The organism is Bacillus sp. PK6-16, assembly GCF_056530295.1.
In genome coordinates this window covers 1,211,570-1,235,499 of sequence record NZ_CP096511.1, presented here as the reverse complement: position 1 = coordinate 1,235,499, position 23,930 = coordinate 1,211,570, and the positions used below count along the sequence as shown (strand labels likewise).

The following is a 23,930-nucleotide window of genomic DNA, read 5'->3' as shown; positions in this document are numbered from 1 at the left end:
TTCCCTTGTCATCTACTTGTATTTGCCGATAAAATAAAGGAAACTCGGTGATTGTCTTATTTCAAAACGACAGAACCCAGTATGACAATTGCCTCTTTTTCTACATAAGAGAGAAACAAATACAGGTTGGTGTTAACATGGCAGAAGAGTCAAAACAAATATATGGCGGGCAAGCGGTCATAGAAGGAGTTATGTTTGGCGGTAGAGAATATACTGTTACAGCGGTTCGTCGTAAAGATAAATCGATTGAATTTTATCGATTACCACGCGTTCGTAATAAAGTACTATCTACCCTAAAAAAAATTCCATTTTTACGAGGGATTGCCGCTATTGTGGATGCAAGTGCGAATGGAGCAAAGCATTTAAACTTCGCTTCAGAACGATTTGACGTCCACCCAGAAGATGATGAACAAATTGCAAATAAAAAAGAAGAACAATCAAAATTAACGATGGTACTAGGAGTTGCAGCTGTTGGCGTTTTATCTTTTATATTCGGTAAAGTCATTTTCACAGCAGTTCCTGCACTATTAGCTGAATTAACGAGACCGATTTTCCCATCTCATACTGGGCAAATCATTGTCGAAAGTGTCATTAAGCTCATGCTATTATTGAGCTATATATACTTTATTTCTTTAACCCCACTTATTAAGCGGGTATTTCAGTATCACGGTGCAGAGCATAAAGTAATCAATGCTTACGAGAATAACCTTCCTCTGACTGTAGAAAACGTTCAAAAGCAAACTCGTCTCCATTATAGATGCGGCAGTAGCTTTATTATATTTACAGTCATTATTGGAATGTTCGTTTATTTCCTAGTCCCTACAGATCCTCTTTGGGCACGAGTTATAAACAGAATTTTATTAATTCCAGTTGTACTTGGTATTTCTTTTGAAGTATTGCAATTTACAAATCGATTACGAGATATTCCCGTATTACGCGTACTTGGATATCCTGGATTATGGCTACAACTATTAACAACGAAAGAACCAACAGATGATCAAGTGGAAGTAGCAATTGCATCGTTTGAAGAATTATTACGTTTAGAAAACAAACAATAATTATTTAAAAATGGTGTTCAACTCCTTTCCTCATCGTTAATATACTAATTTCAATATATGTTTTTAGGAGGTGTCCCTTATGAACGGTCGTTCGTTTACTTTCGCTATATTTATGCTTATTATCGGATTGGCAATATTCGGCCTTGTTTCATCTGTTATTACAAATCCCATGGGTGTATTAAGAAATATCGGGTACATGTTACTTGTTGTCGGTATCTTTTACTTGCTATACAAGATGTTTACAAATTCCAGTGGTTCCGCAAATTCGCAAAGCTCATATAAGCGTGCGGCAAAACAATCGAACCGCAAACATGGGAAACAAAATGTAGCACCCCTAGGCAATTCTTTCTTTAAGTCAAATACTTCTAATGACAAAAATAAAAAAGGGAATTCTTCCACTTTGAAACGAAAAAGAAAACAGTCTCATTTAACTGTCATTGAAGGCAAAAAAAGCAAAAAGAAAGACCGTGCTTCCTTTTAGGAAATACGGTCTTTTTTTATACTTTGAAGCACTTCTTTTAAACTTTTCTCTCTCATACTTTCAATTCGAAGATGATGATTTTCAAACGGTAAATTCCGTGTCACATCATTAGGTACCACAACGCACGTTAATCCCGCTGCAACTGCTGCTCTCAATCCATTTAATGAGTCTTCAAATACAACAGCTTCAGATGGCTTAATTCCTAATTCTTCTATTGCAACTCGATAAAGAGCTGGATCTGGTTTTACCTTCTCAACATCTTCTCTCGTTTTAATTACTTCAAAATATTCTCGAATTTGTAGCTCTTCTAAAAAATGAATAACCCATTCTCTAGAAGAACTAGAAGCTAGTGCGATTTTTAATCCCATTTCTTTCGCTTCTTCTAAATATTCTTTTACCCCGTCACGAGCTTCTGGTATTCTCATTTTCTCTTTATGTAAAGTTGCCACTTTTTCTTTTAATACACTTTTGTTAAACTTCTCTTTTAATTGATCATTTAAATATGTATAAAGTACCTCATCTGTTGTTCCAATGCATTTCGCAAATTCCTCTAAAGGTAGTTCCCCGCCGTATTCACGAACAGCATCTCTGAAAGAGTGAAACCATATCGTTTCTGTGTCCACAATTAATCCATCAAAATCAAAAATAATTGCTTTCATAATTCTCCCATCCTTTTCGAATTGAAATAAAAAAGGAAACGCCATACGTTCCCCTTAATTACTTTTCTCTTCATTTGCTCTTTGAACACCGCGAAGCGTTTCCACTCGGACTGCATCTTGTTCAAAGTATTGCACTAAATCACCAATGCGATCAATCGCTTCCCAACTTAAATGATGTTCAATTCCTTCTACATCATTGTAAATTTTACTTTCATCCACACCGATAATACGCATAAATTGCTCTAGCAAGTCATGACGATATACGAGACGTTCTCCGATTTTTTTACCTTTTGTTGTTAATACAAGCCCTCTATATTTTTCATAAATTAGATATTCATCTTTGTCTAATTTTTGCACCATTTTTGTTACAGAGGATGGATGTACACTAAGCGCTTCAGCAATATCAGATACGCGGGCGTAACCCTTTTCATCAATCAACAAATAAATTTGTTCAATATAATCTTCCATACTAGGGGTAGGCATCGGTTTCCTCCATCCAAGTTCATTTTGCTTATTCCGTACGAAGCAATCAATAAAATGATACACCAGAAAGAATAACGTGACAAGTTGAAAACGAGCCTAAATATATAAAACAAAAAAGAATCTGTATTTGCATACAGACCCCCCTTAAGTAAAATATTGTATTTCTGCATTAGGAAAAAATTCATTTATATAACCTCTTATCGTTTCTTCCAATACTGCTGCATCATCCTTTTTATATACATATTTTCCGATGCCATATCGTCCCCATTTATACTTTCGCTTCTCTTCATCCATTTCAAGCTTCGTATTTGGATAACGCTCTTGAATAACCTTTTTCGCTGGTTTCGTAAAACGATGCTGAATTAATTCAAACGTTAAATTTGGTATCGTCATATCCTTCAGCGCATTGTACAGTCGCTCAAATAGTTCACGGTATCCTTCTTCCCATCCTTCATGCATATAAAGTGGCGCAACTATAAAACCAAGTGGATAACCCGCGCCTGCTACTTTACGAGCAGCTTCAATTCTTTCTTCAAACGGTGATGTCCCTGGTTCAAAATTTTTAATTACATACCGTGAATTAATACTAAACCTGAAACGCGTTTTCCCATTATGTTTTGCATCTAACAAATGATCAACGTGCGAATATTTCGTAACGAAACGCAAACGCCCATGCTCACTTTCTCCAATAAATTCAATCGCCCGCTTTAATGCATGTGTTAAATGATCAATCCCAACGATATCTGATGTACAAGCAGCTTCAAACCTTGTGATTTCAGGTGCTCTTTCATCCATATATTGCTGTGCCTTCTCAAATATTTCATCAAGATTCACATACACGCGAACGTAAGGCTTACTCCCAAGTGTCGTTTGCAAATAACAATAATGACAATGTCCCATACATCCTGTTGCAAGCGGAATTGCATATTCAGCTGACGGTTTTGAAGTATCAAACTTTAATGTCTTCCTCACCCCAACGACAAGCGTTGCTTTTGCATTACGATACTTTTGCAAATCATTTTCACCCGGCAAATTCCGAATTTGATTATGGGATGTCGTTTCACGAATTTCTAATCCCATCTTCGTAAACTTCTCATAAAGCTCTTTTCCAAGTGGATATTCAAGTGCCTTCGGTTCAAAGTAAACGAGTTTTGGCATAAATGGTTTCATACGCTTCCCTCCTCTCGTTAGTATGGGAAACATTGAAAAATTAACACTCATTAAAGTTTTCCACTTCAGTAACTTGCGTTGCAAGTTACTGAATGTTATAATCCGGATAACGGCTACCTTGCAACGCAAGTTACCTGAGTAAAAGGTGGTGAAATCATGCACAGCCAAATGTTAAAAGGTGTACTAGAAGGTTGCATCCTATACATCATTTCACAAGAAGAAGTGTACGGATATGAACTGAGCACAAAATTAAATAAACATGGCTTTACATTCGTAAGCGAAGGAAGCATCTATCCGTTATTATTACGTATGCAAAAAGAAAAATTGATCGAAGGCACATTAAAAGCTTCCTCACTCGGTCCAAAGCGAAAATATTATCACATAACCGATAAAGGATTAGAACAACTTAAAGAATTTAAACAAAGCTGGGGAATGGTTTCTACTACGGTAAATAACTTATTACAGAGGGAGTGATAGGGATGAATGCACAAGACATGATTGAATTGAATAATAAAAAACGTGAGCTTCTAACTTCCGAAAACGAGGCTGCTTATGGTGATATGTTAGTATATCTTCGAATATCAAACGTACCCGAGCAACAAATGGAAGAACTGTCACTAGAAATATTAGATCACCTCATCGAAGCACAAGCAGAAAATAAAAACGCTTATGACATCTTTGGAGATAATTTACAATCTTATTGCGATGAACTTATATCAGCTTTACCAACTCAAACAAAGTTAGAAAAAGCCTCTTTAATTGGATTTTCTATTAGCTTACTTCTTGCTATACAGTTTGGCATAAATGCAATTATTTCATTTTTTATGTTTTTCTTTGAAAAAAACAATACATTATCAAGTCCGCCTTTTAGCATCCTTGGAACTACTTTGTCTGTTTCAATAATTATACTAGGTATACTATTTATTTTATATTTATTAAAGCGTTACTCCTTTAATCAGAAAATGAATTGGAAAAGAAGAATTCTATTTGGATTCGCATTTGCTACTCCATTTTGTTCCGCTGTATTCTTAAATATTTATTTCCAAAAGCAACCTTACCTCATTTATCATCTAAACTTTTGGCAAAATGCTTTAATTGCTATCTTATTTTTTATTTTATATAAATTACTATATAAAAAATCAAATTTTTAACAGCCCTTCAAAAGGCTGTTTTTTCTTCTGTCTAATTTTACAAATTGAAAAATTTCATAAAGAAAATAAGAAAAATGCAAAATAATTAAAGTTAATTGTTGACGTGATGCTTTTATTATCGGTATCATAAATCTTCGTGAGCAATTATTTTTCGTTATACGATTTTTTTATTATTACTGAATTTTTGAGAGGAGAAATTAGATGTCAGTTAAGAAGAAAACGCAAGTACGCACCGGCAAAATGGTACGTGAACTAATGTTAGCAGACGAAGATGTAAATGCTTCGCTAATTATGGTATATAGTGAAAACGGTGTAAACGCAGAAATTAAAATCGAGGGCTTAACGCCGAAATGTAACGAAGAATTATTTTTGAGCGGAAACGTGGATTGGAACAAGAGTGTTATTTATAAAATTGTTGATTTCACTGGAAACGCTGAAGTTGGTAAAGTTACATTAACAGCGATGAACAAAAACAATGTGTCTCTAGAAATTGAACGCGTTATGTGGAGTAAAGAAAATAAAGAAGCTGCCGAGCAAGAAGAAACACAGGTAGAAGCAGCACCGAAAAAAGAAGTAGTTGTAGAAGCTCCAAAAGCAATTACACCTGCTATGGCACCTAAGCCTACTCCGGTACCGTCACCGAAGCCAGTAAGCGTAGAAGCAGCTGTAGAACTAGTTACTCCAGCGCCTGTGAAAAAAGCAGTCCCTACTCCAGTTACAAAGCAAGAGACAGCACCGGTTGCTCCTGCAAAACCGAAGCAGCCTGCTTTGACTGAAACAAATTCAAAACTACAAGAAAATTATGTTAAACTCGTGAAAAAGACAATTGAAGTTTGTCAAGATTACGAGCTTGGCATCGACATAGATGATTCTATTGAAAGCTTAAAAGAAGAACTACAAAGCCAAGGTATTAGCGTTACATTTGACAAAGAAATTATGGACGTTGTAAGTCGCCTTCGTTCTTTACAAGATAAAGGAATCAAAGTAGAAAAAGTACTTAATTTACTATAAAAAAATAAGAGGTGGCAATTGCCATCTCTTATTTTTTATAATTCCACTCATTACTTTCATACTTTTCTTTTGCTAACGTTTGAACTTCATGTAACTGTTCTTCTGTTAATTCATATGGAACAAGTTCTACATCCAATCCTTTTTCAAAGCCAACTTCAAACGCTTTAATTAACTGTTCTATCGTAAATGTACGGTCTGTTAATTCATTAATTGCTACTGCTTTAGAAGAGAACATACTCTTCATGCGTTCCTTCACACGTTCATTTGGGAATAAAAATAGATCATATAGTTCATCTAAATCAATTTCTAATGGAATCGATCCATGCTGTAGAATAACACCTTTTTGACGTGTTTGAGCACTACCAGCAATTTTTCGTCCTTCCACTACAATTTCATACCAAGATGGTGCATCAAAACATACGCCGGAACGTGGATTTTTTAAATTTTCACGATCTGCTTCTGTTTTTGGAACTGCATAATATGCTTCTAACCCTAATGCCTTAAAACCATCTAATAAACCTTGCGAAATAACACGATACGCTTCTGTAACTGTTTTCGGCATATTCGGGTGATCTTCAGACACAATAACACTATACGTTAACTCTTTGTCATGTAGTACACCCCTGCCGCCTGTTTGACGACGAACGAATCCATATTTCTTTTCGTTAACTACATCCATATTAATATCTTTTTCAACACGTTGAAAATACCCAACTGTTAATGTTGGTACTTCCCATTCATAAAAACGAATTGTTGGTGGCATTTTCTTTTCACTTTGCCAATTTAATAAACATTCATCTAACGCCATATTAAATGCCGGTGAACATTGACCAGAGTTAATATAACACCATTTTTCTTTTCCCATCCTGCACCTCATATAACCAATTATTTTTCACATTCTCTAGTCTACCAAATTCGACAAAATTTGTGAAAGAATACGAAATTTCTTCTTATATGCAAATGAATCTGTTGCATAAATACATAAGGGCATTATAATATTGAAAGTAGGATAAGAAAAAAGGGAGCGATAGAATCGTGTCAACAACTTGGATTATTTTATTAGCCGTAATCGTAGCATTTATCGGCTACACTGTATGGATGTACTTCTATCAGAAAAAATTAATTAAAACTCTTACAGAAGAAGAATTTCGCGCTGGCTACCGTAAAGCACAGCTTATCGATATTCGTGAAGCAGACGAATATAACGCAGGGCATATTTTAGGTGCACGTAACATTCCGTTATCACAAATTCGCCTTCGCCATAAAGAACTTCGTCAAGATCAACCTGTTTACTTATATTGCCAAAGCGGATTCCGTACAGGTCGTGCAGCGCAATACTTAAAAAAACAAGGCTACAAAGATTTCTACCAATTACAAGGTGGATTTAAATCTTGGACAGGCAAAATTAAAAAGAAATAATAACATACAAAAAACTAGCTGAATAAATCAGCTAGTTTTTTCATTTCATCTTATTTGCAATGTATAATAAATTCTGCTTGATTACCTTTTCATCGTTCTCTTCTACATTCCGATACAGCAGTTGATATTCAATTCCTTTCTCTTTCCATATAAGCGTAGCAAATTCGTCACCACGTTCATAATCATCTTTATTTTTAAAATAAGCAGACATTCCATTATTCAGTTTCATTTGTTCTTGAAATCGCTTCTCTTCCACAAGATCCGGAAAACTATAAGGAAAGTTCGCGACATTTAACTCAATATACTCATTTCTACCTGGTTCTTTCTGTTTATATTTAATCGTTAAGACAGTGTTCTTTTTCCAAAGCGTCCTTACTTCCCCCTTCACATCACTTGTAATATCGTACGGTAAAAACGTTGGAACTTTAAACTTCACCGGAAAATATTTTGGAAGTTCCTTTAACGGAATAGGATCCGTAACACGATCCATTGCTCCTCCCGTTGTTCCCACAAAGTGTTTTTCTTCTTGCATCGTTTGCTGAAACGAACACGAACTAAGCACGAAACTAGAAAACACGAAACAAATGATTCTTTTTTTCAATTTGTTTCCGCCCTTTCATACCGCTCTCTTAACGAACGAAGCGTTGATATTCTCTTCATATTCGCTTTGTCACCAAACTCCACCTTTGAAAACTTTCCACGTTATTCTCACACATTTTGACAACACTTTTTGCAAACAAAAAAGACCCCTATCATTCTTACGCCCAAGTGAAAAGGTTACGCGAATAAAAAGAAGTCTTATTAATACCATAGTTTGTGAAAAGCTTTTCAGGTCAAGATTTTTTCTTTCTTATTATTTTCCCTTTATAATAAGGGAAAGAGGTGATACATATGGCCAATATAAAACAAATTGCTAAAACTGCTGGTGTATCGATATCAACTGTTTCTCGTGTCCTGAATAATCACCCTTACGTAAAAGAAGAAAAGCGTAAGCGTGTTCTAGATGCTGTTGAAGAATTAAACTACGCAAAAAATATAAATGCTGTCCATTTAATAAGAGGGAAAACATATACAATTGGCGTTATGCTTCCTTTCATTAACCTCCCCTACTTCAGTACGATTATTGAAGGAATCGGAAACGAAGCGTTATTAGCTGGGTATCATATTAATTTATGTCAAACGAATTACGATAGCATTGAAGAAATTCGTGTTCTTGAAATGATGAAAATGAAACAATTTGATGGGATGATTATTTGCTCCCGAACGAGCTCTTGGGAACAAATCGAACCTTTTGCAAAATTTGCCCCTATTATTTCATGTGAAAAAATGAAGCATCCCCTCATTTCATCCATCTACGTAGATCATTATGAAGGTTTCCGTCTCGGTACTGCCTATTTACTAAGTAGAGGCCATGAAAAAATCGGAATTTGTTTAGCAAGAAAAACAAGTGTAAATTCCATGGAGCGCGAAAAAGCGTTCGCCGATACCCTTCGTAACGAAGGGAAAACGTTGCATCCTGAATGGATTTTCCACCAATGCTATACAATGCAGGACGGAGCACAAATACTCCATCGTATTTTAAATATGAAAAATCGTCCAACTGCTATTTTCACAGCGAACGATCAAGTTGCAGCTGGTTTATTAACAGAGGCTCGAAAACATGGTATTCGAGTACCTGAAGACCTTGCTATCCTTGGGTTTGATAATCATGAAATTTCAAAGGCATTAGAAATTTCCACAATTGAACATCCCGGTCTCGCAATGGGCTCACATGCTTTTTCTTTATTCCATAAGCAGATCCAAAGCGAGCAAATTATCGGCAGTGCAAAAGAACTTTCATTCCATTTAATTGAGCGAGAGACTGTCTAAAAAGAGCGTTACCTATAACGCTCTTTTTCAGCTCTTCAGCTCTTCACCTATTGACTTTATATTTCCCATCTCATATAATGAACCTAACGAACGGTAGGTAGGGGATGAAAATGACAGCAAACCGCATTAAAGCTGTAGCACTTTCTCATTTCGCACGCTACGGCTATGAAGGAACTTCATTGGCAAATATTGCTCAAGAAGTTGGGATTAAAAAACCATCGATTTACGCACACTTTAAAGGAAAAGAAGAGCTATACTTCATATGCTTAGAATCTGCTCTTCAAAAAGATTTGCAGAGCTTCACAGGCGATATCGAAAGCTTTTCCAATTCGTCCACTGAAGAATTGCTTTTAAAATTATTAAAAGGGTATGCAAAACGATTTGGTGAAAGTGAAGAATCAATGTTTTGGTTACGAACTTCTTATTTTCCGCCTGATGCATTTCGCGAACAAATTATTAATAAAGCAAATGTACACATTGAAAACGTCGGAAAACTTTTATTCCCTGTATTTAAAAGAGCAAGCGAACAAGATGAGCTGCATAACATTGAAGTAAAAGACGCCTTAGAGGCTTTTCTATGCTTACTCGACGGTCTTATGGTTGAACTATTATACGCAGGTTTAAATCGTTTTGAGACACGTTTAGACGCTTCTTGGAAAGTATTTTGGCGCGGACTTTCAAACTGACGGATTGCTCCTTTGCAATGCGTCGTTTTGAAGCCCTTTACCTAACGACTGGTAGGAAGGAGAAATGACATATGGCATGGATTTATGTAATCATCGCTGGTATTATTGAAATATTTTGGGTGATTGGACTAAAAAAAGCAGAGGCACCACTTGAATGGGCTGGTGTTGCTCTATTAATTACAATTAGTTTCGTCTTATTATTTAGAGCTTATAAAGATTTACCTGTCGGCACTGTATACGCAGTCTTTACAGGAATCGGAGCTGGTGGAATCGTTCTTACAGAGATTTTCATCTTCGGAGAACCTTTCTCTATCGTAAAAGTTTTATTAATCGGTTTAATCTTCTTCGGAGTAATTGGTTTAAAACGAGTAACAGAAGAAAAAGAAGCGAAGGAGGCCGCATAAAATGGCTTGGGTATTTTTAATTCTAGCTGGTATTTGTGAAATTATTGGTGTACTCTTTATGAAAGTAGCCACTGAAAAGAAAGGCTGGGCACCAAAAGTTATTTTAATCGCTAACTTCGGCGTAAGCTTCTTCTTCTTATCTCTTGCGATGAACACATTACCGATGGGAACTGCTTACGCAATTTGGACTGGAATCGGAACTGCTGGAAGTGCACTTCTAGGCATTCTCATTTTCCGAGAATCAGCGGATTGGCGTCGTCTTGCTTTCTTAAGCTGTATTCTATGCGGCGCTGTTGGCTTAAAACTATTAAGCTAACGTGAGGTGAATGTCATGTGGAAAGAACAAGGAAAGAAAATATTAGCATGGATCACACTTGGTATCGTCATTCTATTACAAATAAGTTTTCATATAATAGAATCATTGTTTCATAAAGTATTATCCATTCTCACATTCCTTCCTAACATGACACTTGAAATTATATCAATTGTTTGGTCCATTATCGCCTCCATTGCAATCGTCATTATATGGAGTATCGCCAAACTATGGAATAAGTTATTAAAAAAGGACAGTACTTCTGAAAAAGAGTAACTGTCCTTTTTTATATTCATTCAGACTTTCTGTAGAAGTTAGATGTGATAAGACAAAACAGACCAACTATGGCAATACTTATACCAACCCTTTTATGTAAACTTGGAAATAACGGTGGTATATCCGAGTAAACATTTGCTAATATGAGACCGATTGAAAATAAAAATATTCCTATTCTATATAACCATTTTCTTTTGTTCATCATTCTCCCCTCCTAACATTTTTCATACACTCCTTTCTTTTGGACATACTACCTAAAAAAGGAGTGGATAATATGCAAAATTCTATACATAAGCAAATTCTATTTTTATTTTTCCTCTTTCTTATTCTCGTTATCGTTTTCAGCTTTATATTACATACTCCAAAAGATGTACCAAATAGCGTTTCTTTTTATAAACTACTGCTCTCGTATTGTCGTTATTGAAGAAGGTGCCTTTTTTAAGGCACCTTTTAAAATTCTCTTTTTTCATATATTTTTACTGAAACAAAGATAGATATTATAAACATGCATATTGAACTAATGAATAACAAGCTGTTATATAGTTGAATTTGTTCTAGGTTGATTCCAAAGAAAATAGAAGAAACGGCCATAGGTGCTATTAGTATAAAAATCGCAATAAAAATAGTTTTTTTATAGGCCAACCAAAAAGATATCGGTAAAACAAAGCTTAAATACACTAAAATAAAGCTAATACTAGCAACCATTGTCGTTTCAATAAATTCAAATAAGTTAACCCCGCTCTTCATTCCTATCGTGAAACAACCGACCGTTATACTTATAAAAAGAATAATTATTGCTACTATATATTTCGCATACACAATTTGTTTTCTCAATATTGGTAAACTATTTACTATAACTTCACTCTCATTTTTACTATCTGCTTCAAATGTTTTTACTGTTGCCCCAATTGTAATAATTGCTGACATAATTATGAACAGATTTTCCGTATCTGTTAAGGCCATATAAAAGAAAACAGGATACAGTATGTACCAAATTAAAAATTTCCATTGAATAATGAAATCTTTTAAAATTAGTTGCTTGATCATGTATTGCACCTCCTAATATGAAAATGTCCCTTCTATAACTCTGCCTGCTGAAACATTTTCATTGAGAGGAACATTGATATGAATATACTCACTAATACTCCAATACCAAGAACACCCATTGCTTGTGTAGCCTCTTGAGAGTGAAGTACTTTTAACATAATTGTTTTATCACCAAAAATATTGCACATAAGACCAATCATACCTATTAAAGGAAACAGCATAATCAAATTCAAGACTGTAATAACTTTATATCCCCCAATGTAATTAGTCGGTATCGTTATTACACAATAAATCAAAGTTGCTACTATCGCTGAAAACACTGCATATCCAGGCATGACTATATCCCTGTCCAATAAAATATTTCCTAATATTACGACTATAAAAGTTACACTCAAACCAGCCATAATAAATAATGTGCTTGAAATATATTTAGCTATAATTATCTCTTTTCTCGTTATAGGTAAACTCACTAATACTTTTTCCGCTTTACTTTTCTCGTCATAATAAAAAGAAATATATATAATCGTACTACATGTTATAAATAATCCTATTGCAATCCCCATTGGTTCGACGGAATTCTTAAAAATAGATAAAATAGGGATTAAAAAATAGAAAGGAAACATCTTCTTCTGTAAAAAAAACTCCTTCAAAATCAACTGTTGCATATGAATTCCCCTCTCTATAAATCACGCGTTTTATAAATTTTAATTGTAAGAAACATAGAAGCGATATAGGCACTAGCTAATATCATTCCTCCAACTGTAAATACACCAATATGTACTGGATTCATAATCCACTCACTGAATGAAGATGTTGTTTCATTCAGCCCATCACTAATAAATATCCAAAGAAGTACACCAATCCCCATTGCTACGGCTGATACTATACTTCTCATGCCCTTTGATTTTGTACCATAATAACTAGGAAAAAATGTCGCCACAAATACTACAGAATAAATCACTCCACTTACCACTACATACCATGGAATTTCAATATAAAAATTAGGATGGTATACACCAATATCATCAATAACAGCAATACCTCTTAAAAGGAATACAATTATCATAGTTGAAACCATGGCACCGACAATAAATATTGCACAGGAAATATATCTAGCAATAATGATATCCTTCCGACTTACTGGTAAACTATTTATAATAATGTCACTTTTATTTCTTTCATCCATAAAGGTTAACGTCATAACGGAGGAGAGGGTTATAAATAGACAACTCATCGGAAATAAAAATTCACCACTTGGCTCTAACATAAAAAACAAAAGAGGCATAACAAAATTCACTAACCACATTACCCGAAAAAAGAACAAATCTTTATATACAAGCTGACGCATAGGCACCTCTCCCTTTCGCAGTGTAAACGATAATGTCATCTAATGTAGGCTTTTCTAGTACAACCTCATTTCCAAACCAATCAATAATTCCTTGTTTATCCTTCGCTAAACCTTCGAAACCAAATTTATTTTTTCGTAATCCAACAAATAGTTCTTTTCCTTCTTGGTCTAATAAATCATTACTTCCTTTTACGATTACGTAGTTCTCCATTAAGTCTTCTTTTTCACCAGTAAATATAATTTCTCCATCATTGATGAACGTAACATAATCTGCAATGCGCTCTAAATCTGTTGTAATGTGCGTTGAGAATAATACGGATACTTCATCTTCCATTACAATTTCTTGCAACATATCAAGTAATTCACTTCGAACAACTGGATCTAACCCTGCTGTCGGTTCGTCCATAATAATAAACTCTGCGTGGTGCGAAAGTGCGATGGCAATCGCAAACTTCATTTTCATCCCTTTAGATAGCTCTTTAATTTTTTTATACTTTGGAACTTGCAATCTATGCATATACGATTGGTATTGATTTTCGTCCCACTTTTTATATAACGGTGCAATAATACGTTTCATTTGTTCACACGTTAAATCTTCGTAATAATGATTTTCATCATATACAAAACCAATATTCTGTTTTATGTCCTTTTCGGCTTTCTTATTGTCTTTGCCAAAAATTTTTATATCGCCGCTATCTTTTCTAATTAAATTCATAATCATTTTGATCGTTGTACTTTTCCCGGCCCCATTTGGTCCGACAAACCCCATAATATATCCTCGTGGTAATGCAAAACTTATATTTTTCACTGCAAAATCTTGATAACTTTTACAAACATTTTTTAACTCTAACATCTCTTATTCCCCCTTATATAAACACGCAATCATCTGCTGCAATTCTTCAAGTGAAAGCTGCAACACTTTACTTTCTTTTACGATTTCTTCAGCTTTACTTTCCAATAGGCGAAGCCTTTGTTCTTTTAATAGTTCATTATTTTTACGTGAAACATAAGTCCCCTTCCCAGCAACAGTTTCTATATATCCTTCTTTTTCAAGCTCCTCGTATGCACGCTTCGTTGTAATGACACTAATTTGTAATTCCTTCGCTAAGCTACGAATAGACGGTAATTGATCTCCACCCTTTAAACCGCCATTTAAAATAAGCTGGCTTAATTGTTTTCTTATTTGCACATAAATAGGGTCTTGGGAAGAATTCGAAATAATAATATTCATGTTTTCCTCCAGTGTGTGTATATGCTGTGTATACCTTATATATACAGTATATACACACCATCCTATTTTTGGCAAGAAAAAAAGACCAACATTTTCCTGTTGGTCTTTCGTATATGTATCACTTTTCAAAGCGATCTAACATCTCGTCTCTCATTCCGAAACTTACTACTGCAATTCCTATATACATAAACAGAAGGAATGCCGGATGAACTGTGTTGTACCAGCTGCTGTCAACAATTAAGTAAATCGTTAATGCCACAACAAGAACAAACGCTAAGATAAACATATAAAAGTGTCTTGTACTACCCATGATAAACTCCTCTCTTCTCACTTCACCATTCAACAGTTTATTTTATCGAATAATTCGATATGACTCAAGGTTAACTTTCTGTTATGTAATCAAGTTCTACCTTTACAATGTCCTCACATGCTATTGAAATGATTGTTCCTTGTTTATCAATCGCCGTCACTTCTCTATTATCCATTACACGATTTGCTACTCTTTCTAATACTTTCCCTTGGTCTCGATAGCAAAATTCTTTTACATCTTTAATTGTTTCTCCATTTTCTAAATGGTATACCATTCTATAACATCGATATCCCACACTTTCACCCCCGTCTTGTTCGTTTTTTCACATATACATAAAAATGAGTAATCTTTGCCTCATCACATCTTCTTAATTTCAATAAAATTCTAACAAAAATAAATACTTTTATCAAACCGACTTTTTCAACAAAACTACCTATAAAACTACACCTTTACACCATTAGGAAACAAAAAACATATTTTTTTAACATTTTCTTCACTATTTCTGCATAAAGTGAAACTTTAATCAGTGGGGATTTTTGTTCATCCCCACTGATTATTAGTTGAACCAATCGGGCATTTACGGACAGTTTATCTCCCACCTGGCTTCTTTGCACCAGCTAAGTTTTGAGTTGGGAGTTTACTGTCCGTTAATGCGGGACAAATTCTCCATACAAAAAAAGAACCCGCCTCAGCGAGTTCTTCCTTTGTTATTTTAATCAAACTTGTACAGGAGCTGGCTTCGCATAACGTAAAACTGGTTTACGTGCAGCCATCGTTTCGTCTAAACGTTTAATGACTGTCGTATGCGGTGCTTCTTGTACAACTTCTGGATTTTCTTCTACTTCTTTAGCGATTTGAATCATCTTATCAATGAAACCATCTAATGTTTCTTTTGATTCTGTTTCTGTCGGCTCAATCATAATACATTCTTCCACATTTAATGGGAAGTAAATTGTTGGTGGATGGTAACCGAAATCAAGCAGACGTTTTGCAATATCTAATGTACGTACACCAAGTTTCTTTTGACGACGACCTGATAATACAAATTCATGCTTACAATGTCTATCGAATGGAAGATCGTAGAATGGCGCTAATCTTCTCATCATATAGTTCGCATTTAATACAGCATACTCCGTTACTGCACGCAAGCCATCTGGACCCATAGAGCGAATATACGTGTATGCACGAACGTTAATTCCGAAGTTACCATAGAATGGTTTCACACGACCAATTGCTTCTGGACGGTCGTAGTTGAAGTGATAACCATTTTCCGTTTTCTCTAAAATCGGTTTTGGTAAGTACGGAATTAAATCAGCTTTCACACCTACTGGACCAGAACCTGGGCCACCACCGCCGTGAGGACCTGTAAATGTTTTATGAAGGTTTAAATGCACAACGTCAAATCCCATATCTCCTGGGCGTGCTTGGCTTAATACCGCATTTAAGTTTGCACCATCATAGTATAATTTACCGCCTGCATTATGGACGATTTCTGCCATTTCTAAAATATTTTCTTCGAATAGCCCTAATGTATTAGGATTTGTTAACATAAGTGCTGCTGTTTCTTCGTTTACAACACGTTTTAAGTCTTCTAAGTCAACAAGACCATTTTCATTTGATTTTACTGTAATTGTTTCAAAACCAGCTACAGTTGCAGATGCTGGGTTCGTTCCGTGAGCAGAGTCAGGCACAATTACTTTCGTACGGTTAAAGTCACCATTCGCTTCATGGTATGCACGAATTAACATTAAACCTGTCCATTCTCCATGTGCACCAGCTGCTGGTTGTAAAGTAACAGTATCCATACCTGTAATTTCAATTAAATGCTCTTGTAAGTCGTACATTAATTCCATTGCACCTTGTACTGTCTTTTCATCTTGCAGTGGATGAATATTTGCAAATCCTGCGAAACGAGCTACACTCTCATTAATTTTCGGATTATATTTCATCGTACAAGATCCAAGTGGATAGAATCCAGAATCAACACCGTGGTTACGGTTTGAAAGTGCTGTATAGTGGCGCATAATATCAAGTTCAGATACTTCTGGTAGCTCTGCATCTTCTACTCGAATATAATCGCTCTCAAACACATCTTCTAGTTTCACTTCTTCTACATCTAATTTGGGTAAGCTATATCCTATGCGTCCTTCTTTACTCACTTCAAAGATAAGTGCTTGATCTTGGTTCTTCATTGGATAGCCCCCATTTCGTTTACAAGTGTGTCAATTTCCTCTTTTGTACGAAGCTCAGTTACTGCTACAAGCATATGGTTTTCATGCTCTTTATAATCACGGCCTAGATCATAACCACCGATAATATTCTTTTGTAATAATGCATCGTTTACTTCTTTCACTGGACGTTTGCAATCTACAACAAACTCATTGAAGAATGGTCCAGCAAATGTTACTGTGAAGCCTTTCGCTTCAAATTGACGTTTTGCATACTGTGCTTTAGAAATATTTTGACGTGCCATTTCTTTCACACCTTGTTTACCAAGTGCCGTCATTGCAACAGAAGCTGCTAATGCATTTAACGCTTGGTTTGAACAAATATTAGACGTCGCTTTATCACGGCGAATATGCTGTTCACGTGCTTGTAACGTTAATACAAATCCACGTTTACCATCTGAATCTACAGTTTGTCCAACAAGACGTCCTGGAATTTTACGCATAAATGCTTTCGTTGTTGCAAAGTAACCACAGTGCGGTCCACCAAACTGCGTTGGAATACCGAATGGTTGTGCATCACCGATTACAATATCAGCACCAAATTTCCCTGGTGGTGTTAATGCGCCTAATGATAATGGATTTGAAGAAACGATAAATAATGATTTTTGTTGATGAACGATTTTTTCAATATCAGCTAATTTTTCAACTTGTCCGAAGAAGTTTGGATATTGAACGATTACACAAGCAACTGTATCATCTACTTCACTTTGTAATACGTCTAAATCTGTTACACCATCTTTATGATTAATTTCAACAACTTCAAGATTTTGACCTTTTGCATACGTTTCAAGTACTGCTCTTGATTCTGGATGAACCGCGCTAGATACAAGAATTTTCTTTTTGCGAGTATGGCCAGCTGCTAACATTGCCGCTTCAGCTAAAGCTGTACCCCCGTCATACATAGAAGAGTTTGCTACATCCATTCCTGTTAATTCACAAATCATTGTTTGGAATTCAAAGATTGCTTGTAATTCCCCTTGTGAAATTTCCGGTTGGTATGGTGTGTAAGCTGTATAAAATTCTGAGCGAGAAATAACATGATCTACAATTACTGGAGCATAATGATCGTATACGCCTGCTCCTAAGAAAGAAGCGTATTCTTTTAAGTTAGCATTTTTACTAGCCATTTGAGATAGCTCTTTTAAAAGCTCTGGCTCTGATTTTGCTTCTTTAATTTTTAAATCCCCTTTAAAACGAACACTCTCTGGAATATCAGAGAATAATTCATCGATCGTTTGAACGCCGATCGTTTGTAACATTTCTTTTTTGTCTTCTTCTGTCATTGGAAGATAACGATGCAACATGAAATCTACCCCTCTCCCCGTTACTTTGAACGTTTGTAAAATGGTGTTGGAACAACTACTGCTTTGACGCGTTTATTACGAATTTCAATTTCTACTTCTGTATCAACTGCTGCGTATTTTACATCAATTAGTGCTAAACCAATGCTTTTCTTTAACGTTGGAGATTGTGTACCACTTGTTACTTCCCCAATTTTTTCTTCACCAATAAATACAGGGTAATGCGTACGAGGAATTCCACGTTCGATTACTTCGATGCCGACTAATTTACGAGGCGCACCGTTTTCTTTTTGCTCTTTTAACGTTGCTTTTCCAAAGAAGTCTGCTTCTTTATTTGTTTTTACCGCAAAGCCAATTCCAGCCTCAATCGGTGTAATATCTTTTGATAATTCTTGTCCATAAAGTGGTAATGTTGCTTCGAATCGAAGTGTATCACGAGCACCTAAACCACATGCTTTTAAGCCCTCTTCTGCTCCAACTTCAAGAAGTTTCTCCCAAAGTTTTGCAGCATCTTCACTCTTACAGTAAATTTCGAATCCATCTTCACCTGTGTAACCTGTACGAGATACAAGTGCTGGAATTCCGTCTACAAGAATATCGTTTTTAAATTTAAAGAACTTAATTTCTTTCAAATCTTCTGACACAACTTTTTGTAAAATGCCTTCTGCTTTTGGTCCTTGAATTGCAAGCTGTGCAACTTCACTAGAAACATTGACTACTGTCGCATCGCCAATTACATGACTTGCTAACCATTCGTAATCTTTCTCGATATTTGATGCATTGATTACTAATAAATAGTCTTCTTCACCACGTTTGTAAATTAATAAATCATCTACTGTACCACCATTTTCGTAGCACATAGCTGTATATTGTGCGCCCCCTACCTTTAAGGTAGATACGTCATTTGTAACAACACGTTGTAAAAATGCTAAACTATCTACACCTTTTACTTCAACTTCTCCCATATGAGACACATCGAACAAACCTGCAGCTGTACGTACAGCTTCGTGTTCTTCTTTAATGCTTGAAAATTGAACTGGTAATTCCCAACCACCGAAGTCGATTGTTTTCCCACCATACTTCGCGTATACATCAAATAACGGTGTACGTTGTAATGTAATCATGCTCTCTCCCCCTTATGCTTTGACAAATCAATAAAAGTTGCTTCCCTTTTCTAAACATTTTCATTCTGAAAAGATAGGATATACGGAATCTCATTATATTTTTTTATGAAAGCGTAAATAAAAAATCACTTTCTTGGATAAAATACGAAAGATTCCACACATTTCACACCATTATCCTAACATCATTCGCTATATTTCATCAATATTCTAGCATAAAAAATAATTTAGAATTTTTTATGTTAAAACACAATAAATACAGCTTTTGAGATTTAATACTTTATTATTGTCTATCATATAGCCTTTAATAACGATAATTATGCCTTCTTTTAAGGCAAATCATCATACATTAAAAAATAATTACTTTAGTTTATAAAAGGTGGGAGAGTTGTAATGAATGTCGATATTTCCGTAGATCGGACATGGCAAAACAATTTTTTAAATAGAATTGACGAAGATGGTCCTTGGACAAACTGGGATTTATATCACTTAGCTTATGAAACAGAAAAATCGTTACTTGTTCCTACTTTTGATGGACTACAAGCACCGAAACATTTATCCCATTTCACACCGCTTCCGCATCAATTAGAAGTCGCTCAAAATGTGATTGAACAAATGAACGGTAAAGCGATTCTAGCAGATGAAGTAGGCCTTGGAAAAACAATCGAAGCTGGACTTATTTTGAAAGAATACATGGTCCGCGGGCTCGTGAAAAAGGTACTTATACTTGTCCCAGCTTCTCTCGTATCACAATGGGCATACGAGCTGAATACAAAGTTTTTCATTCCCGCTGTAGCACAAAAGAAAAGCTACTCGTGGGAACAAGCTGACGTAATCGTATCATCAATTGATACTGCGAAACGTTCACCACATCGCGATATCGTGTTGAACTTAGAATATGACCTTATTATTATCGATGAAGCACATAAACTGAAAAATAATAAAACAAAAAACTATGAATTTGCACAACGATTAAAAAAGAAGTTTTGTTTATTACTAACCGCTACTCCTGTTCAAAATAAGATTGATGAAATTTTTAACCTTGTTTCTTTATTAAAACCAGGACATTTAGGCAATCAATCCAACTTTGAAGAATATTACGCTTCCAAAAATCGTTCAGCCGAATCAGATGAAGACTTAAAAGCTCTCATTAATAAAGTAATGGTGCGAAATAGACGACATAATACCGGTATCGATTGGCCGAAGAGACATGTACGTACAATTTTTGTTGAGTTTAATGAACAAGAACAAGCTCTATATAATGATATCGAAAATTGGCGAGGACAAGACGCCTTCACATCTGCTTTCTCATCGTTAACTTTAAAACGGGAAGCGTGTAGTAGTCGTGAGGCTGTTTACTATTCATTGAAAAAGCATGTAGAAAAAAGACAGAAAGAAAATGAACATTATATAAAAGATCCACATATCGATGTGCTAATGGACAAAATTAATCATATTCCTTTCAACTCAAAAGCAAATAAAGCTCTTGAGCTTATAAAAGAAATTGACGATAAAGTCGTTATCTTCACAGAATATCGAGCGTCACAAATGTACTTACAATGGTTTTTACAACAACACGGTATTTCTTCCGTTCCATTCCGCGGCGGATTTAAACGCGGGAAGAAAGATTGGATGAAGGAACTTTTCCAAAATCGTGCCCAAGTGTTAATTGCAACGGAAGCTGGCGGAGAAGGCATTAACTTACAGTTTTGTAGCCATATGATCAATTATGATTTGCCATGGAATCCAATGCGTCTTGAGCAAAGAATCGGACGTATTCACCGTCTCGGTCAAAAGAATGATGTTCATATTTATAACTTAGCTACAAAGCATACTGTTGAAGAACATATTTTGAAATTGTTATATGAAAAAATCAATTTATTTGAGCGTGTTATCGGTGAACTGGATGAAATTTTAACGAGAATTAATATGAAAAACATCGACGCGCACATTCAAGAAATATTTGCGCAATCAAAAAGCGAAGGTGAAATTAGAATTAAGATGGATAACTTAACATCTATTATCGACTTTGCGAAACGAAATGAAGCTGAGGTGCAGGGCTATGCAGCAACATGAAATTCATAATTACTTATACAATTTCTTTGAGGCGAATAACTGTGAAATTTTAGAACGTTCTCCTCATTTATTAGATGTACAATTAACAATTGAGATGGATAAATTATTAATGAATCGCCCTTTTTATTGGCACTATCTTGAGAAAACAGGAGGCGTACCGAATCCGATGCGCCTTACTCTTATTACAAATCCAGAAAATGAAGAAAATGATGGTGAGCTTATTCACTACGGTTCACCACGTCTACATCAAATTTTCCAAACGACAAAAGAATTAGGCTCATACATACGTTTATATGAGGATGTAAGACATAATGGGGCAACACATACACCGCTCCACCCTTGGCTCGGTATTAATATAAAAGTTTCCTATCAATGTGATCGAAAAAAAGACATCCTTCACTCGATTGGTATTCATCTCATTTCTGGAACAATGATGGCAAACTTTCATGAAACATTAACAAACATTAAACTTACACCAAAAATACCTGATTTTTGTTTTACGCTCTCGCCCATCATTAAACCTCAAAGTGGTTTACAACGCATAGAAGACGCTTTAAAAAATATAATTGCAGAAGATGACCATACGTGGGCAAAAGAAGCAAGAGTGCGTTGGAATCATGATTTAGACCTTTTAAACCGTTTTTATGAAGAAAGTGACGAACTTCCTGAGAGCTATGAAATTGAAAAACAAGCTCTGCAAGAACAGTATGAACCACGTATTACAGTGCAAATTATTAACGGTGGACTCTTTTATGTTACCGCGAATCATTTTCTATCAAAATAAAGCTCCTTCTGCTTTAGAAGGAGCTTTATTTCGAGTTACTCTCTATCTTCATTACGCTCTTGTTGTTTTTGCTTTGCCATGCGTTTTTGATACGCACGATCCTTCGCGCTCACATGATTTGCATCAGTTGGAAGATTTTCTTTCGAACGTCCAATTCCATTGCTCATCTTTCCCACTCCTTTTTACGTTTTTCAGAATACATGTTTATTTTCAGCTAGAGTGACAATCCTTATACAAAAAAATAAGAGCAGCCATTGGCCACTCTTACTCGCTCACATATTTTTGAAACATATCATGGATGCCTTTATTTACTAGGTTCGAGATCTGCTCGTCAGATTTATTCGGATAACGATCACGCAATCTGATAGATGCCTTCACCATTAAATTTTCTAATACAGAACGGCCACCTTCTCCATAAATAATTTCAGCATATTTAACAAGCCTTCCATCCTCTACTGTTGCTGGATTATGATTGAAGAAAAATTTACTCATTGTCTCCACCTCTCTCTTTTGATAACGTTTACATTTATATAGATTATTTATGTTATTTATTTCACAATATTGTATGCATGTATATTTAATTAGTTTCATTATAAAGCAACATATCGATAGTAAATATGTGATTTTCCGTCCATTTTGTGAACAAATTAAAAATGAAAGCGTTTCCTTTATTATATACTAAAAAAACTTACTACGCTAGGGGCAATTTTTTTCAATCTACTAACCCCTCGAAAATTGATATATTTTTTCTTTTCCCATTAAACCTTATACAATTTTCAGAAATTATATTATAAAATATATGTATGACTTAAGGAGGCTTTGTATGAATCAAAATAAAAAAGCTATATTAGATCTTGTCTTTTATCTCGTAATCCCATTCCTCATTTGGAAATTTGCAAAACCTTATATCGATCCTTATTACGCGATGTTACTTTCCTCTGTTCCGGGGATTATTTATACATTGTATACCTTTAAAAAAGAAAAACAGTTTAACGTGACAGGGTTCTTTATTTTAATTACACTCATTTCTAATACAACGGTAGATTTATTATCTGGGTCAGCTGAACGAATGTTGTGGAATGATGCATATTATCACATCGTACTCGGTATTATCGTCATCTGTACAATTTTCATAAAAAAACCACTCATGTTATATTTCGCTGCGGATATTGCAGCGCTGCAAGGGCATGACCGTGATAAAAGTCGTGAACTGTATCGTGATAGTCGTATCTATCCAGCATTGCAATATTTAACGCTCTTTTTTGGTCTACAATTCATATTAAAAAGCTTCTTAAAAATTTATTTCATCTCTGTTTTTGGTGTAGATGGCTATGGTGAAATGAGAGCGATTATGACCGCTGTAGGCTGGGGCATTTCTATTTGTATCGGAATAGGATTTGTATGGGTGAACAATAAAATACATGCCGTTACGGAAGAACAAGAATCCGTGCAGTAAATAAAAATCCCCTAGTGTAATACGACACTAGGGGATTTTTGGTTTGCT

The 23,930-nt window shown here is 35.2% G+C and carries 33 protein-coding genes; 15 read left to right on the top strand and 18 right to left on the bottom strand.

The window, feature by feature from the left end; genetic code table 11:
* Positions 1 to 137: 137 nt before the first annotated feature.
* Entirely contained in the window at positions 138 to 1,058 is a 921-nt protein-coding gene (locus M1D66_RS06425) for a DUF1385 domain-containing protein (RefSeq protein ID WP_000807121.1), read from the top strand.
* A gap of 79 nt (positions 1,059 to 1,137) precedes the next feature.
* Positions 1,138 to 1,539, top strand: coding sequence for an SA1362 family protein (locus M1D66_RS06420; RefSeq protein WP_086386147.1), 402 nt, complete (start codon positions 1,138 to 1,140; stop codon positions 1,537 to 1,539).
* Here the strand turns inward: M1D66_RS06420 and M1D66_RS06415 are convergent.
* The 3 genes from M1D66_RS06415 to splB all read right to left on the bottom strand — a co-directional run bounded on the left by M1D66_RS06415 (position 1,536) and on the right by splB (position 3,851).
* Positions 1,536 to 2,198, bottom strand: a complete 663-nt coding sequence (locus M1D66_RS06415) for an HAD family hydrolase (RefSeq protein WP_025687934.1) — start codon at positions 2,196 to 2,198, stop codon at positions 1,536 to 1,538. The two genes, M1D66_RS06420 and M1D66_RS06415, sit on opposite strands and share 4 nt — an antisense overlap.
* A gap of 54 nt (positions 2,199 to 2,252) precedes the next feature.
* On the bottom strand, positions 2,253 to 2,681 hold the full coding sequence (gene mntR, locus M1D66_RS06410) for a transcriptional regulator MntR (protein ID WP_001143084.1): 429 nt from the start codon (positions 2,679 to 2,681) through the stop codon (positions 2,253 to 2,255).
* A 144-nt stretch (positions 2,682 to 2,825) separates the two neighbouring features.
* Positions 2,826 to 3,851, bottom strand: a complete 1,026-nt coding sequence (gene splB, locus M1D66_RS06405; protein WP_000802121.1) for a spore photoproduct lyase — start codon at positions 3,849 to 3,851, stop codon at positions 2,826 to 2,828.
* Between the two features lie 156 nt (positions 3,852 to 4,007).
* Between splB and M1D66_RS06400 the strand changes: the two genes are divergently transcribed.
* The 3 genes from M1D66_RS06400 to M1D66_RS06390 all read left to right on the top strand — a co-directional run bounded on the left by M1D66_RS06400 (position 4,008) and on the right by M1D66_RS06390 (position 6,013).
* A complete protein-coding gene (locus tag M1D66_RS06400) occupies positions 4,008 to 4,325 on the top strand; it encodes a PadR family transcriptional regulator (RefSeq protein ID WP_000556079.1) in 318 nt (105 codons plus the stop codon).
* Between the two features lie 5 nt (positions 4,326 to 4,330).
* Complete coding sequence (locus M1D66_RS06395) at positions 4,331 to 5,002, top strand: DUF1129 family protein (protein WP_242555061.1); 672 nt, start codon at positions 4,331 to 4,333, stop codon at positions 5,000 to 5,002.
* 201 nt (positions 5,003 to 5,203) lie between these two features.
* On the top strand, positions 5,204 to 6,013 hold the full coding sequence (locus tag M1D66_RS06390) for a hypothetical protein (RefSeq protein WP_242555060.1): 810 nt from the start codon (positions 5,204 to 5,206) through the stop codon (positions 6,011 to 6,013).
* Positions 6,014 to 6,041: 28 nt separating this feature from the next.
* Here the strand turns inward: M1D66_RS06390 and M1D66_RS06385 are convergent, their stop codons facing one another.
* Positions 6,042 to 6,878 carry a lipoate--protein ligase family protein gene (locus M1D66_RS06385; RefSeq protein WP_000514081.1) on the bottom strand — a complete coding sequence of 279 codons (837 nt, stop codon included), beginning with the start codon at positions 6,876 to 6,878 and terminating at the stop codon, positions 6,042 to 6,044.
* A gap of 170 nt (positions 6,879 to 7,048) precedes the next feature.
* Between M1D66_RS06385 and M1D66_RS06380 the strand changes: the two genes are divergently transcribed.
* The gene (locus tag M1D66_RS06380) at positions 7,049 to 7,432 is read left to right on the top strand and encodes a rhodanese-like domain-containing protein (RefSeq protein WP_000108653.1); all 384 of its coding nucleotides are present in this window, start codon (positions 7,049 to 7,051) and stop codon (positions 7,430 to 7,432) included.
* Between the two features lie 40 nt (positions 7,433 to 7,472).
* On the opposite strand, the gene M1D66_RS06375 is transcribed toward M1D66_RS06380, so the two are convergent.
* Positions 7,473 to 8,009 (bottom strand): DNA polymerase III subunit delta, encoded by a 537-nt coding sequence (locus M1D66_RS06375; RefSeq protein WP_242555108.1) that lies wholly within the window; start codon positions 8,007 to 8,009, stop codon positions 7,473 to 7,475.
* 314 nt (positions 8,010 to 8,323) lie between these two features.
* Here M1D66_RS06375 and M1D66_RS06370 point away from each other — a divergent pair, with 314 nt between their 5' ends.
* The 5 genes from M1D66_RS06370 (at position 8,324) to M1D66_RS06350 (ending at position 10,980) form a co-directional block, all read left to right on the top strand.
* Complete coding sequence (locus M1D66_RS06370; RefSeq protein WP_242555059.1) at positions 8,324 to 9,301, top strand: LacI family DNA-binding transcriptional regulator; 978 nt, start codon at positions 8,324 to 8,326, stop codon at positions 9,299 to 9,301.
* 104 nt (positions 9,302 to 9,405) lie between these two features.
* Entirely contained in the window at positions 9,406 to 9,987 is a 582-nt protein-coding gene (locus tag M1D66_RS06365) for a TetR/AcrR family transcriptional regulator (protein WP_002005730.1), read from the top strand.
* A gap of 71 nt (positions 9,988 to 10,058) precedes the next feature.
* Complete coding sequence (locus M1D66_RS06360) at positions 10,059 to 10,391, top strand: DMT family transporter (protein ID WP_000312339.1); 333 nt, start codon at positions 10,059 to 10,061, stop codon at positions 10,389 to 10,391.
* 1 nt (position 10,392) lies between these two features.
* On the top strand, positions 10,393 to 10,707 hold the full coding sequence (locus tag M1D66_RS06355; protein ID WP_000312623.1) for a DMT family transporter: 315 nt from the start codon (positions 10,393 to 10,395) through the stop codon (positions 10,705 to 10,707).
* 15 nt (positions 10,708 to 10,722) lie between these two features.
* Positions 10,723 to 10,980, top strand: a complete 258-nt coding sequence (locus M1D66_RS06350; RefSeq protein WP_000265430.1) for a DUF3975 family protein — start codon at positions 10,723 to 10,725, stop codon at positions 10,978 to 10,980.
* A gap of 16 nt (positions 10,981 to 10,996) precedes the next feature.
* On the opposite strand, the gene M1D66_RS06345 is transcribed toward M1D66_RS06350, so the two are convergent.
* The 11 genes from M1D66_RS06345 to gcvT all read right to left on the bottom strand — a co-directional run bounded on the left by M1D66_RS06345 (position 10,997) and on the right by gcvT (position 19,569).
* Complete coding sequence (locus tag M1D66_RS06345; RefSeq protein ID WP_002164431.1) at positions 10,997 to 11,185, bottom strand: hypothetical protein; 189 nt, start codon at positions 11,183 to 11,185, stop codon at positions 10,997 to 10,999.
* Between the two features lie 245 nt (positions 11,186 to 11,430).
* Positions 11,431 to 12,027 (bottom strand): ABC-2 transporter permease, encoded by a 597-nt coding sequence (locus tag M1D66_RS06340; protein ID WP_242555058.1) that lies wholly within the window; start codon positions 12,025 to 12,027, stop codon positions 11,431 to 11,433.
* Positions 12,028 to 12,059: 32 nt separating this feature from the next.
* The gene (locus M1D66_RS06335) at positions 12,060 to 12,692 is read right to left on the bottom strand and encodes an ABC-2 transporter permease (protein WP_242555057.1); all 633 of its coding nucleotides are present in this window, start codon (positions 12,690 to 12,692) and stop codon (positions 12,060 to 12,062) included.
* Positions 12,693 to 12,706: 14 nt separating this feature from the next.
* Complete coding sequence (locus M1D66_RS06330; RefSeq protein ID WP_242555056.1) at positions 12,707 to 13,375, bottom strand: ABC-2 transporter permease; 669 nt, start codon at positions 13,373 to 13,375, stop codon at positions 12,707 to 12,709.
* Entirely contained in the window at positions 13,356 to 14,228 is an 873-nt protein-coding gene (locus M1D66_RS06325; protein WP_242555055.1) for an ABC transporter ATP-binding protein, read from the bottom strand. The genes M1D66_RS06330 and M1D66_RS06325 overlap by 20 nt, the downstream gene beginning before the upstream one ends.
* A gap of 3 nt (positions 14,229 to 14,231) precedes the next feature.
* Complete coding sequence (locus M1D66_RS06320; RefSeq protein WP_001021349.1) at positions 14,232 to 14,606, bottom strand: GntR family transcriptional regulator; 375 nt, start codon at positions 14,604 to 14,606, stop codon at positions 14,232 to 14,234.
* A gap of 118 nt (positions 14,607 to 14,724) precedes the next feature.
* Positions 14,725 to 14,916, bottom strand: coding sequence for a hypothetical protein (locus M1D66_RS06315; protein WP_000535933.1), 192 nt, complete (start codon positions 14,914 to 14,916; stop codon positions 14,725 to 14,727).
* Between the two features lie 70 nt (positions 14,917 to 14,986).
* On the bottom strand, positions 14,987 to 15,190 hold the full coding sequence (locus M1D66_RS06310) for a DUF3929 family protein (RefSeq protein WP_000262496.1): 204 nt from the start codon (positions 15,188 to 15,190) through the stop codon (positions 14,987 to 14,989).
* A 442-nt stretch (positions 15,191 to 15,632) separates the two neighbouring features.
* Positions 15,633 to 17,108 carry an aminomethyl-transferring glycine dehydrogenase subunit 2 gene (gcvPB, locus tag M1D66_RS06305; RefSeq protein ID WP_000795702.1) on the bottom strand — a complete coding sequence of 492 codons (1,476 nt, stop codon included), beginning with the start codon at positions 17,106 to 17,108 and terminating at the stop codon, positions 15,633 to 15,635.
* Positions 17,105 to 18,448 carry an aminomethyl-transferring glycine dehydrogenase subunit 1 gene (gcvPA, locus tag M1D66_RS06300; protein ID WP_000903240.1) on the bottom strand — a complete coding sequence of 448 codons (1,344 nt, stop codon included), beginning with the start codon at positions 18,446 to 18,448 and terminating at the stop codon, positions 17,105 to 17,107. The genes gcvPB and gcvPA overlap by 4 nt, the downstream gene beginning before the upstream one ends.
* Before the next feature lie 20 nt (positions 18,449 to 18,468).
* The gene (gene gcvT / locus M1D66_RS06295) at positions 18,469 to 19,569 is read right to left on the bottom strand and encodes a glycine cleavage system aminomethyltransferase GcvT (protein WP_000631769.1); all 1,101 of its coding nucleotides are present in this window, start codon (positions 19,567 to 19,569) and stop codon (positions 18,469 to 18,471) included.
* A gap of 390 nt (positions 19,570 to 19,959) precedes the next feature.
* Here gcvT and M1D66_RS06290 point away from each other — a divergent pair, with 390 nt between their 5' ends.
* The gene (locus tag M1D66_RS06290) at positions 19,960 to 21,642 is read left to right on the top strand and encodes a DEAD/DEAH box helicase (protein WP_242555054.1); all 1,683 of its coding nucleotides are present in this window, start codon (positions 19,960 to 19,962) and stop codon (positions 21,640 to 21,642) included.
* A complete protein-coding gene (locus M1D66_RS06285) occupies positions 21,629 to 22,426 on the top strand; it encodes a YqhG family protein (RefSeq protein WP_001183964.1) in 798 nt (265 codons plus the stop codon). The genes M1D66_RS06290 and M1D66_RS06285 overlap by 14 nt, the downstream gene beginning before the upstream one ends.
* A 35-nt stretch (positions 22,427 to 22,461) precedes the next feature.
* Here M1D66_RS06285 and M1D66_RS06280 read toward each other — a convergent pair whose 3' ends face one another.
* Together M1D66_RS06280 and M1D66_RS06275 are read right to left on the bottom strand one after the other, a co-directional pair.
* Positions 22,462 to 22,593, bottom strand: coding sequence for a hypothetical protein (locus M1D66_RS06280; RefSeq protein WP_000064668.1), 132 nt, complete (start codon positions 22,591 to 22,593; stop codon positions 22,462 to 22,464).
* 97 nt (positions 22,594 to 22,690) lie between these two features.
* On the bottom strand, positions 22,691 to 22,918 hold the full coding sequence (locus M1D66_RS06275) for a hypothetical protein (protein ID WP_000032702.1): 228 nt from the start codon (positions 22,916 to 22,918) through the stop codon (positions 22,691 to 22,693).
* Positions 22,919 to 22,991: 73 nt separating this feature from the next.
* Here M1D66_RS06275 and M1D66_RS06270 point away from each other — a divergent pair, with 73 nt between their 5' ends.
* Positions 22,992 to 23,108 (top strand): hypothetical protein, encoded by a 117-nt coding sequence (locus tag M1D66_RS06270; protein ID WP_001987222.1) that lies wholly within the window; start codon positions 22,992 to 22,994, stop codon positions 23,106 to 23,108.
* A gap of 141 nt (positions 23,109 to 23,249) precedes the next feature.
* A complete protein-coding gene (locus M1D66_RS06265; protein WP_001073111.1) occupies positions 23,250 to 23,882 on the top strand; it encodes a VC0807 family protein in 633 nt (210 codons plus the stop codon).
* The last annotated feature ends 48 nt before the right edge of the window (positions 23,883 to 23,930 follow it).

Excerpts from the sequence above, each read along its gene's own strand:
- M1D66_RS06395 (WP_242555061.1), top strand. The coding sequence starts at position 4,331 with ATGAATGCACAAGACATGATTGAATTGAATAATAAAAAACGTGAGCTT.
- M1D66_RS06285 (WP_001183964.1), top strand. The coding sequence starts at position 21,629 with ATGCAGCAACATGAAATTCATAATTACTTATACAATTTCTTTGAGGCG.
- M1D66_RS06365 (WP_002005730.1), top strand. The coding sequence starts at position 9,406 with ATGAAAATGACAGCAAACCGCATTAAAGCTGTAGCACTTTCTCATTTC.
- M1D66_RS06265 (WP_001073111.1), top strand. The coding sequence starts at position 23,250 with ATGAATCAAAATAAAAAAGCTATATTAGATCTTGTCTTTTATCTCGTA.
- M1D66_RS06290 (WP_242555054.1), top strand. The coding sequence starts at position 19,960 with ATGAATGTCGATATTTCCGTAGATCGGACATGGCAAAACAATTTTTTA.
- M1D66_RS06310 (WP_000262496.1), bottom strand. The coding sequence starts at position 15,190 with ATGGTATACCATTTAGAAAATGGAGAAACAATTAAAGATGTAAAAGAA.
- M1D66_RS06425 (WP_000807121.1), top strand. The coding sequence starts at position 138 with ATGGCAGAAGAGTCAAAACAAATATATGGCGGGCAAGCGGTCATAGAA.
- gcvPB (WP_000795702.1), bottom strand. The coding sequence starts at position 17,108 with ATGAAGAACCAAGATCAAGCACTTATCTTTGAAGTGAGTAAAGAAGGA.
- M1D66_RS06360 (WP_000312339.1), top strand. The coding sequence starts at position 10,059 with ATGGCATGGATTTATGTAATCATCGCTGGTATTATTGAAATATTTTGG.
- M1D66_RS06275 (WP_000032702.1), bottom strand. The coding sequence starts at position 22,918 with ATGAGTAAATTTTTCTTCAATCATAATCCAGCAACAGTAGAGGATGGA.
- M1D66_RS06370 (WP_242555059.1), top strand. The coding sequence starts at position 8,324 with ATGGCCAATATAAAACAAATTGCTAAAACTGCTGGTGTATCGATATCA.
- M1D66_RS06345 (WP_002164431.1), bottom strand. The coding sequence starts at position 11,185 with ATGATGAACAAAAGAAAATGGTTATATAGAATAGGAATATTTTTATTT.
- M1D66_RS06420 (WP_086386147.1), top strand. The coding sequence starts at position 1,138 with ATGAACGGTCGTTCGTTTACTTTCGCTATATTTATGCTTATTATCGGA.
- M1D66_RS06415 (WP_025687934.1), bottom strand. The coding sequence starts at position 2,198 with ATGAAAGCAATTATTTTTGATTTTGATGGATTAATTGTGGACACAGAA.
- M1D66_RS06355 (WP_000312623.1), top strand. The coding sequence starts at position 10,393 with ATGGCTTGGGTATTTTTAATTCTAGCTGGTATTTGTGAAATTATTGGT.
- M1D66_RS06390 (WP_242555060.1), top strand. The coding sequence starts at position 5,204 with ATGTCAGTTAAGAAGAAAACGCAAGTACGCACCGGCAAAATGGTACGT.
- mntR (WP_001143084.1), bottom strand. The coding sequence starts at position 2,681 with ATGCCTACCCCTAGTATGGAAGATTATATTGAACAAATTTATTTGTTG.
- splB (WP_000802121.1), bottom strand. The coding sequence starts at position 3,851 with ATGAAACCATTTATGCCAAAACTCGTTTACTTTGAACCGAAGGCACTT.
- M1D66_RS06315 (WP_000535933.1), bottom strand. The coding sequence starts at position 14,916 with ATGGGTAGTACAAGACACTTTTATATGTTTATCTTAGCGTTTGTTCTT.
- M1D66_RS06280 (WP_000064668.1), bottom strand. The coding sequence starts at position 22,593 with ATGAGCAATGGAATTGGACGTTCGAAAGAAAATCTTCCAACTGATGCA.
- M1D66_RS06400 (WP_000556079.1), top strand. The coding sequence starts at position 4,008 with ATGCACAGCCAAATGTTAAAAGGTGTACTAGAAGGTTGCATCCTATAC.
- M1D66_RS06350 (WP_000265430.1), top strand. The coding sequence starts at position 10,723 with ATGTGGAAAGAACAAGGAAAGAAAATATTAGCATGGATCACACTTGGT.
- gcvT (WP_000631769.1), bottom strand. The coding sequence starts at position 19,569 with ATGATTACATTACAACGTACACCGTTATTTGATGTATACGCGAAGTAT.
- M1D66_RS06335 (WP_242555057.1), bottom strand. The coding sequence starts at position 12,692 with ATGCAACAGTTGATTTTGAAGGAGTTTTTTTTACAGAAGAAGATGTTT.
- M1D66_RS06325 (WP_242555055.1), bottom strand. The coding sequence starts at position 14,228 with ATGTTAGAGTTAAAAAATGTTTGTAAAAGTTATCAAGATTTTGCAGTG.
- gcvPA (WP_000903240.1), bottom strand. The coding sequence starts at position 18,448 with ATGTTGCATCGTTATCTTCCAATGACAGAAGAAGACAAAAAAGAAATG.
- M1D66_RS06270 (WP_001987222.1), top strand. The coding sequence starts at position 22,992 with ATGCATGTATATTTAATTAGTTTCATTATAAAGCAACATATCGATAGT.
- M1D66_RS06340 (WP_242555058.1), bottom strand. The coding sequence starts at position 12,027 with ATGATCAAGCAACTAATTTTAAAAGATTTCATTATTCAATGGAAATTT.
- M1D66_RS06385 (WP_000514081.1), bottom strand. The coding sequence starts at position 6,878 with ATGGGAAAAGAAAAATGGTGTTATATTAACTCTGGTCAATGTTCACCG.
- M1D66_RS06330 (WP_242555056.1), bottom strand. The coding sequence starts at position 13,375 with ATGCGTCAGCTTGTATATAAAGATTTGTTCTTTTTTCGGGTAATGTGG.
- M1D66_RS06320 (WP_001021349.1), bottom strand. The coding sequence starts at position 14,606 with ATGAATATTATTATTTCGAATTCTTCCCAAGACCCTATTTATGTGCAA.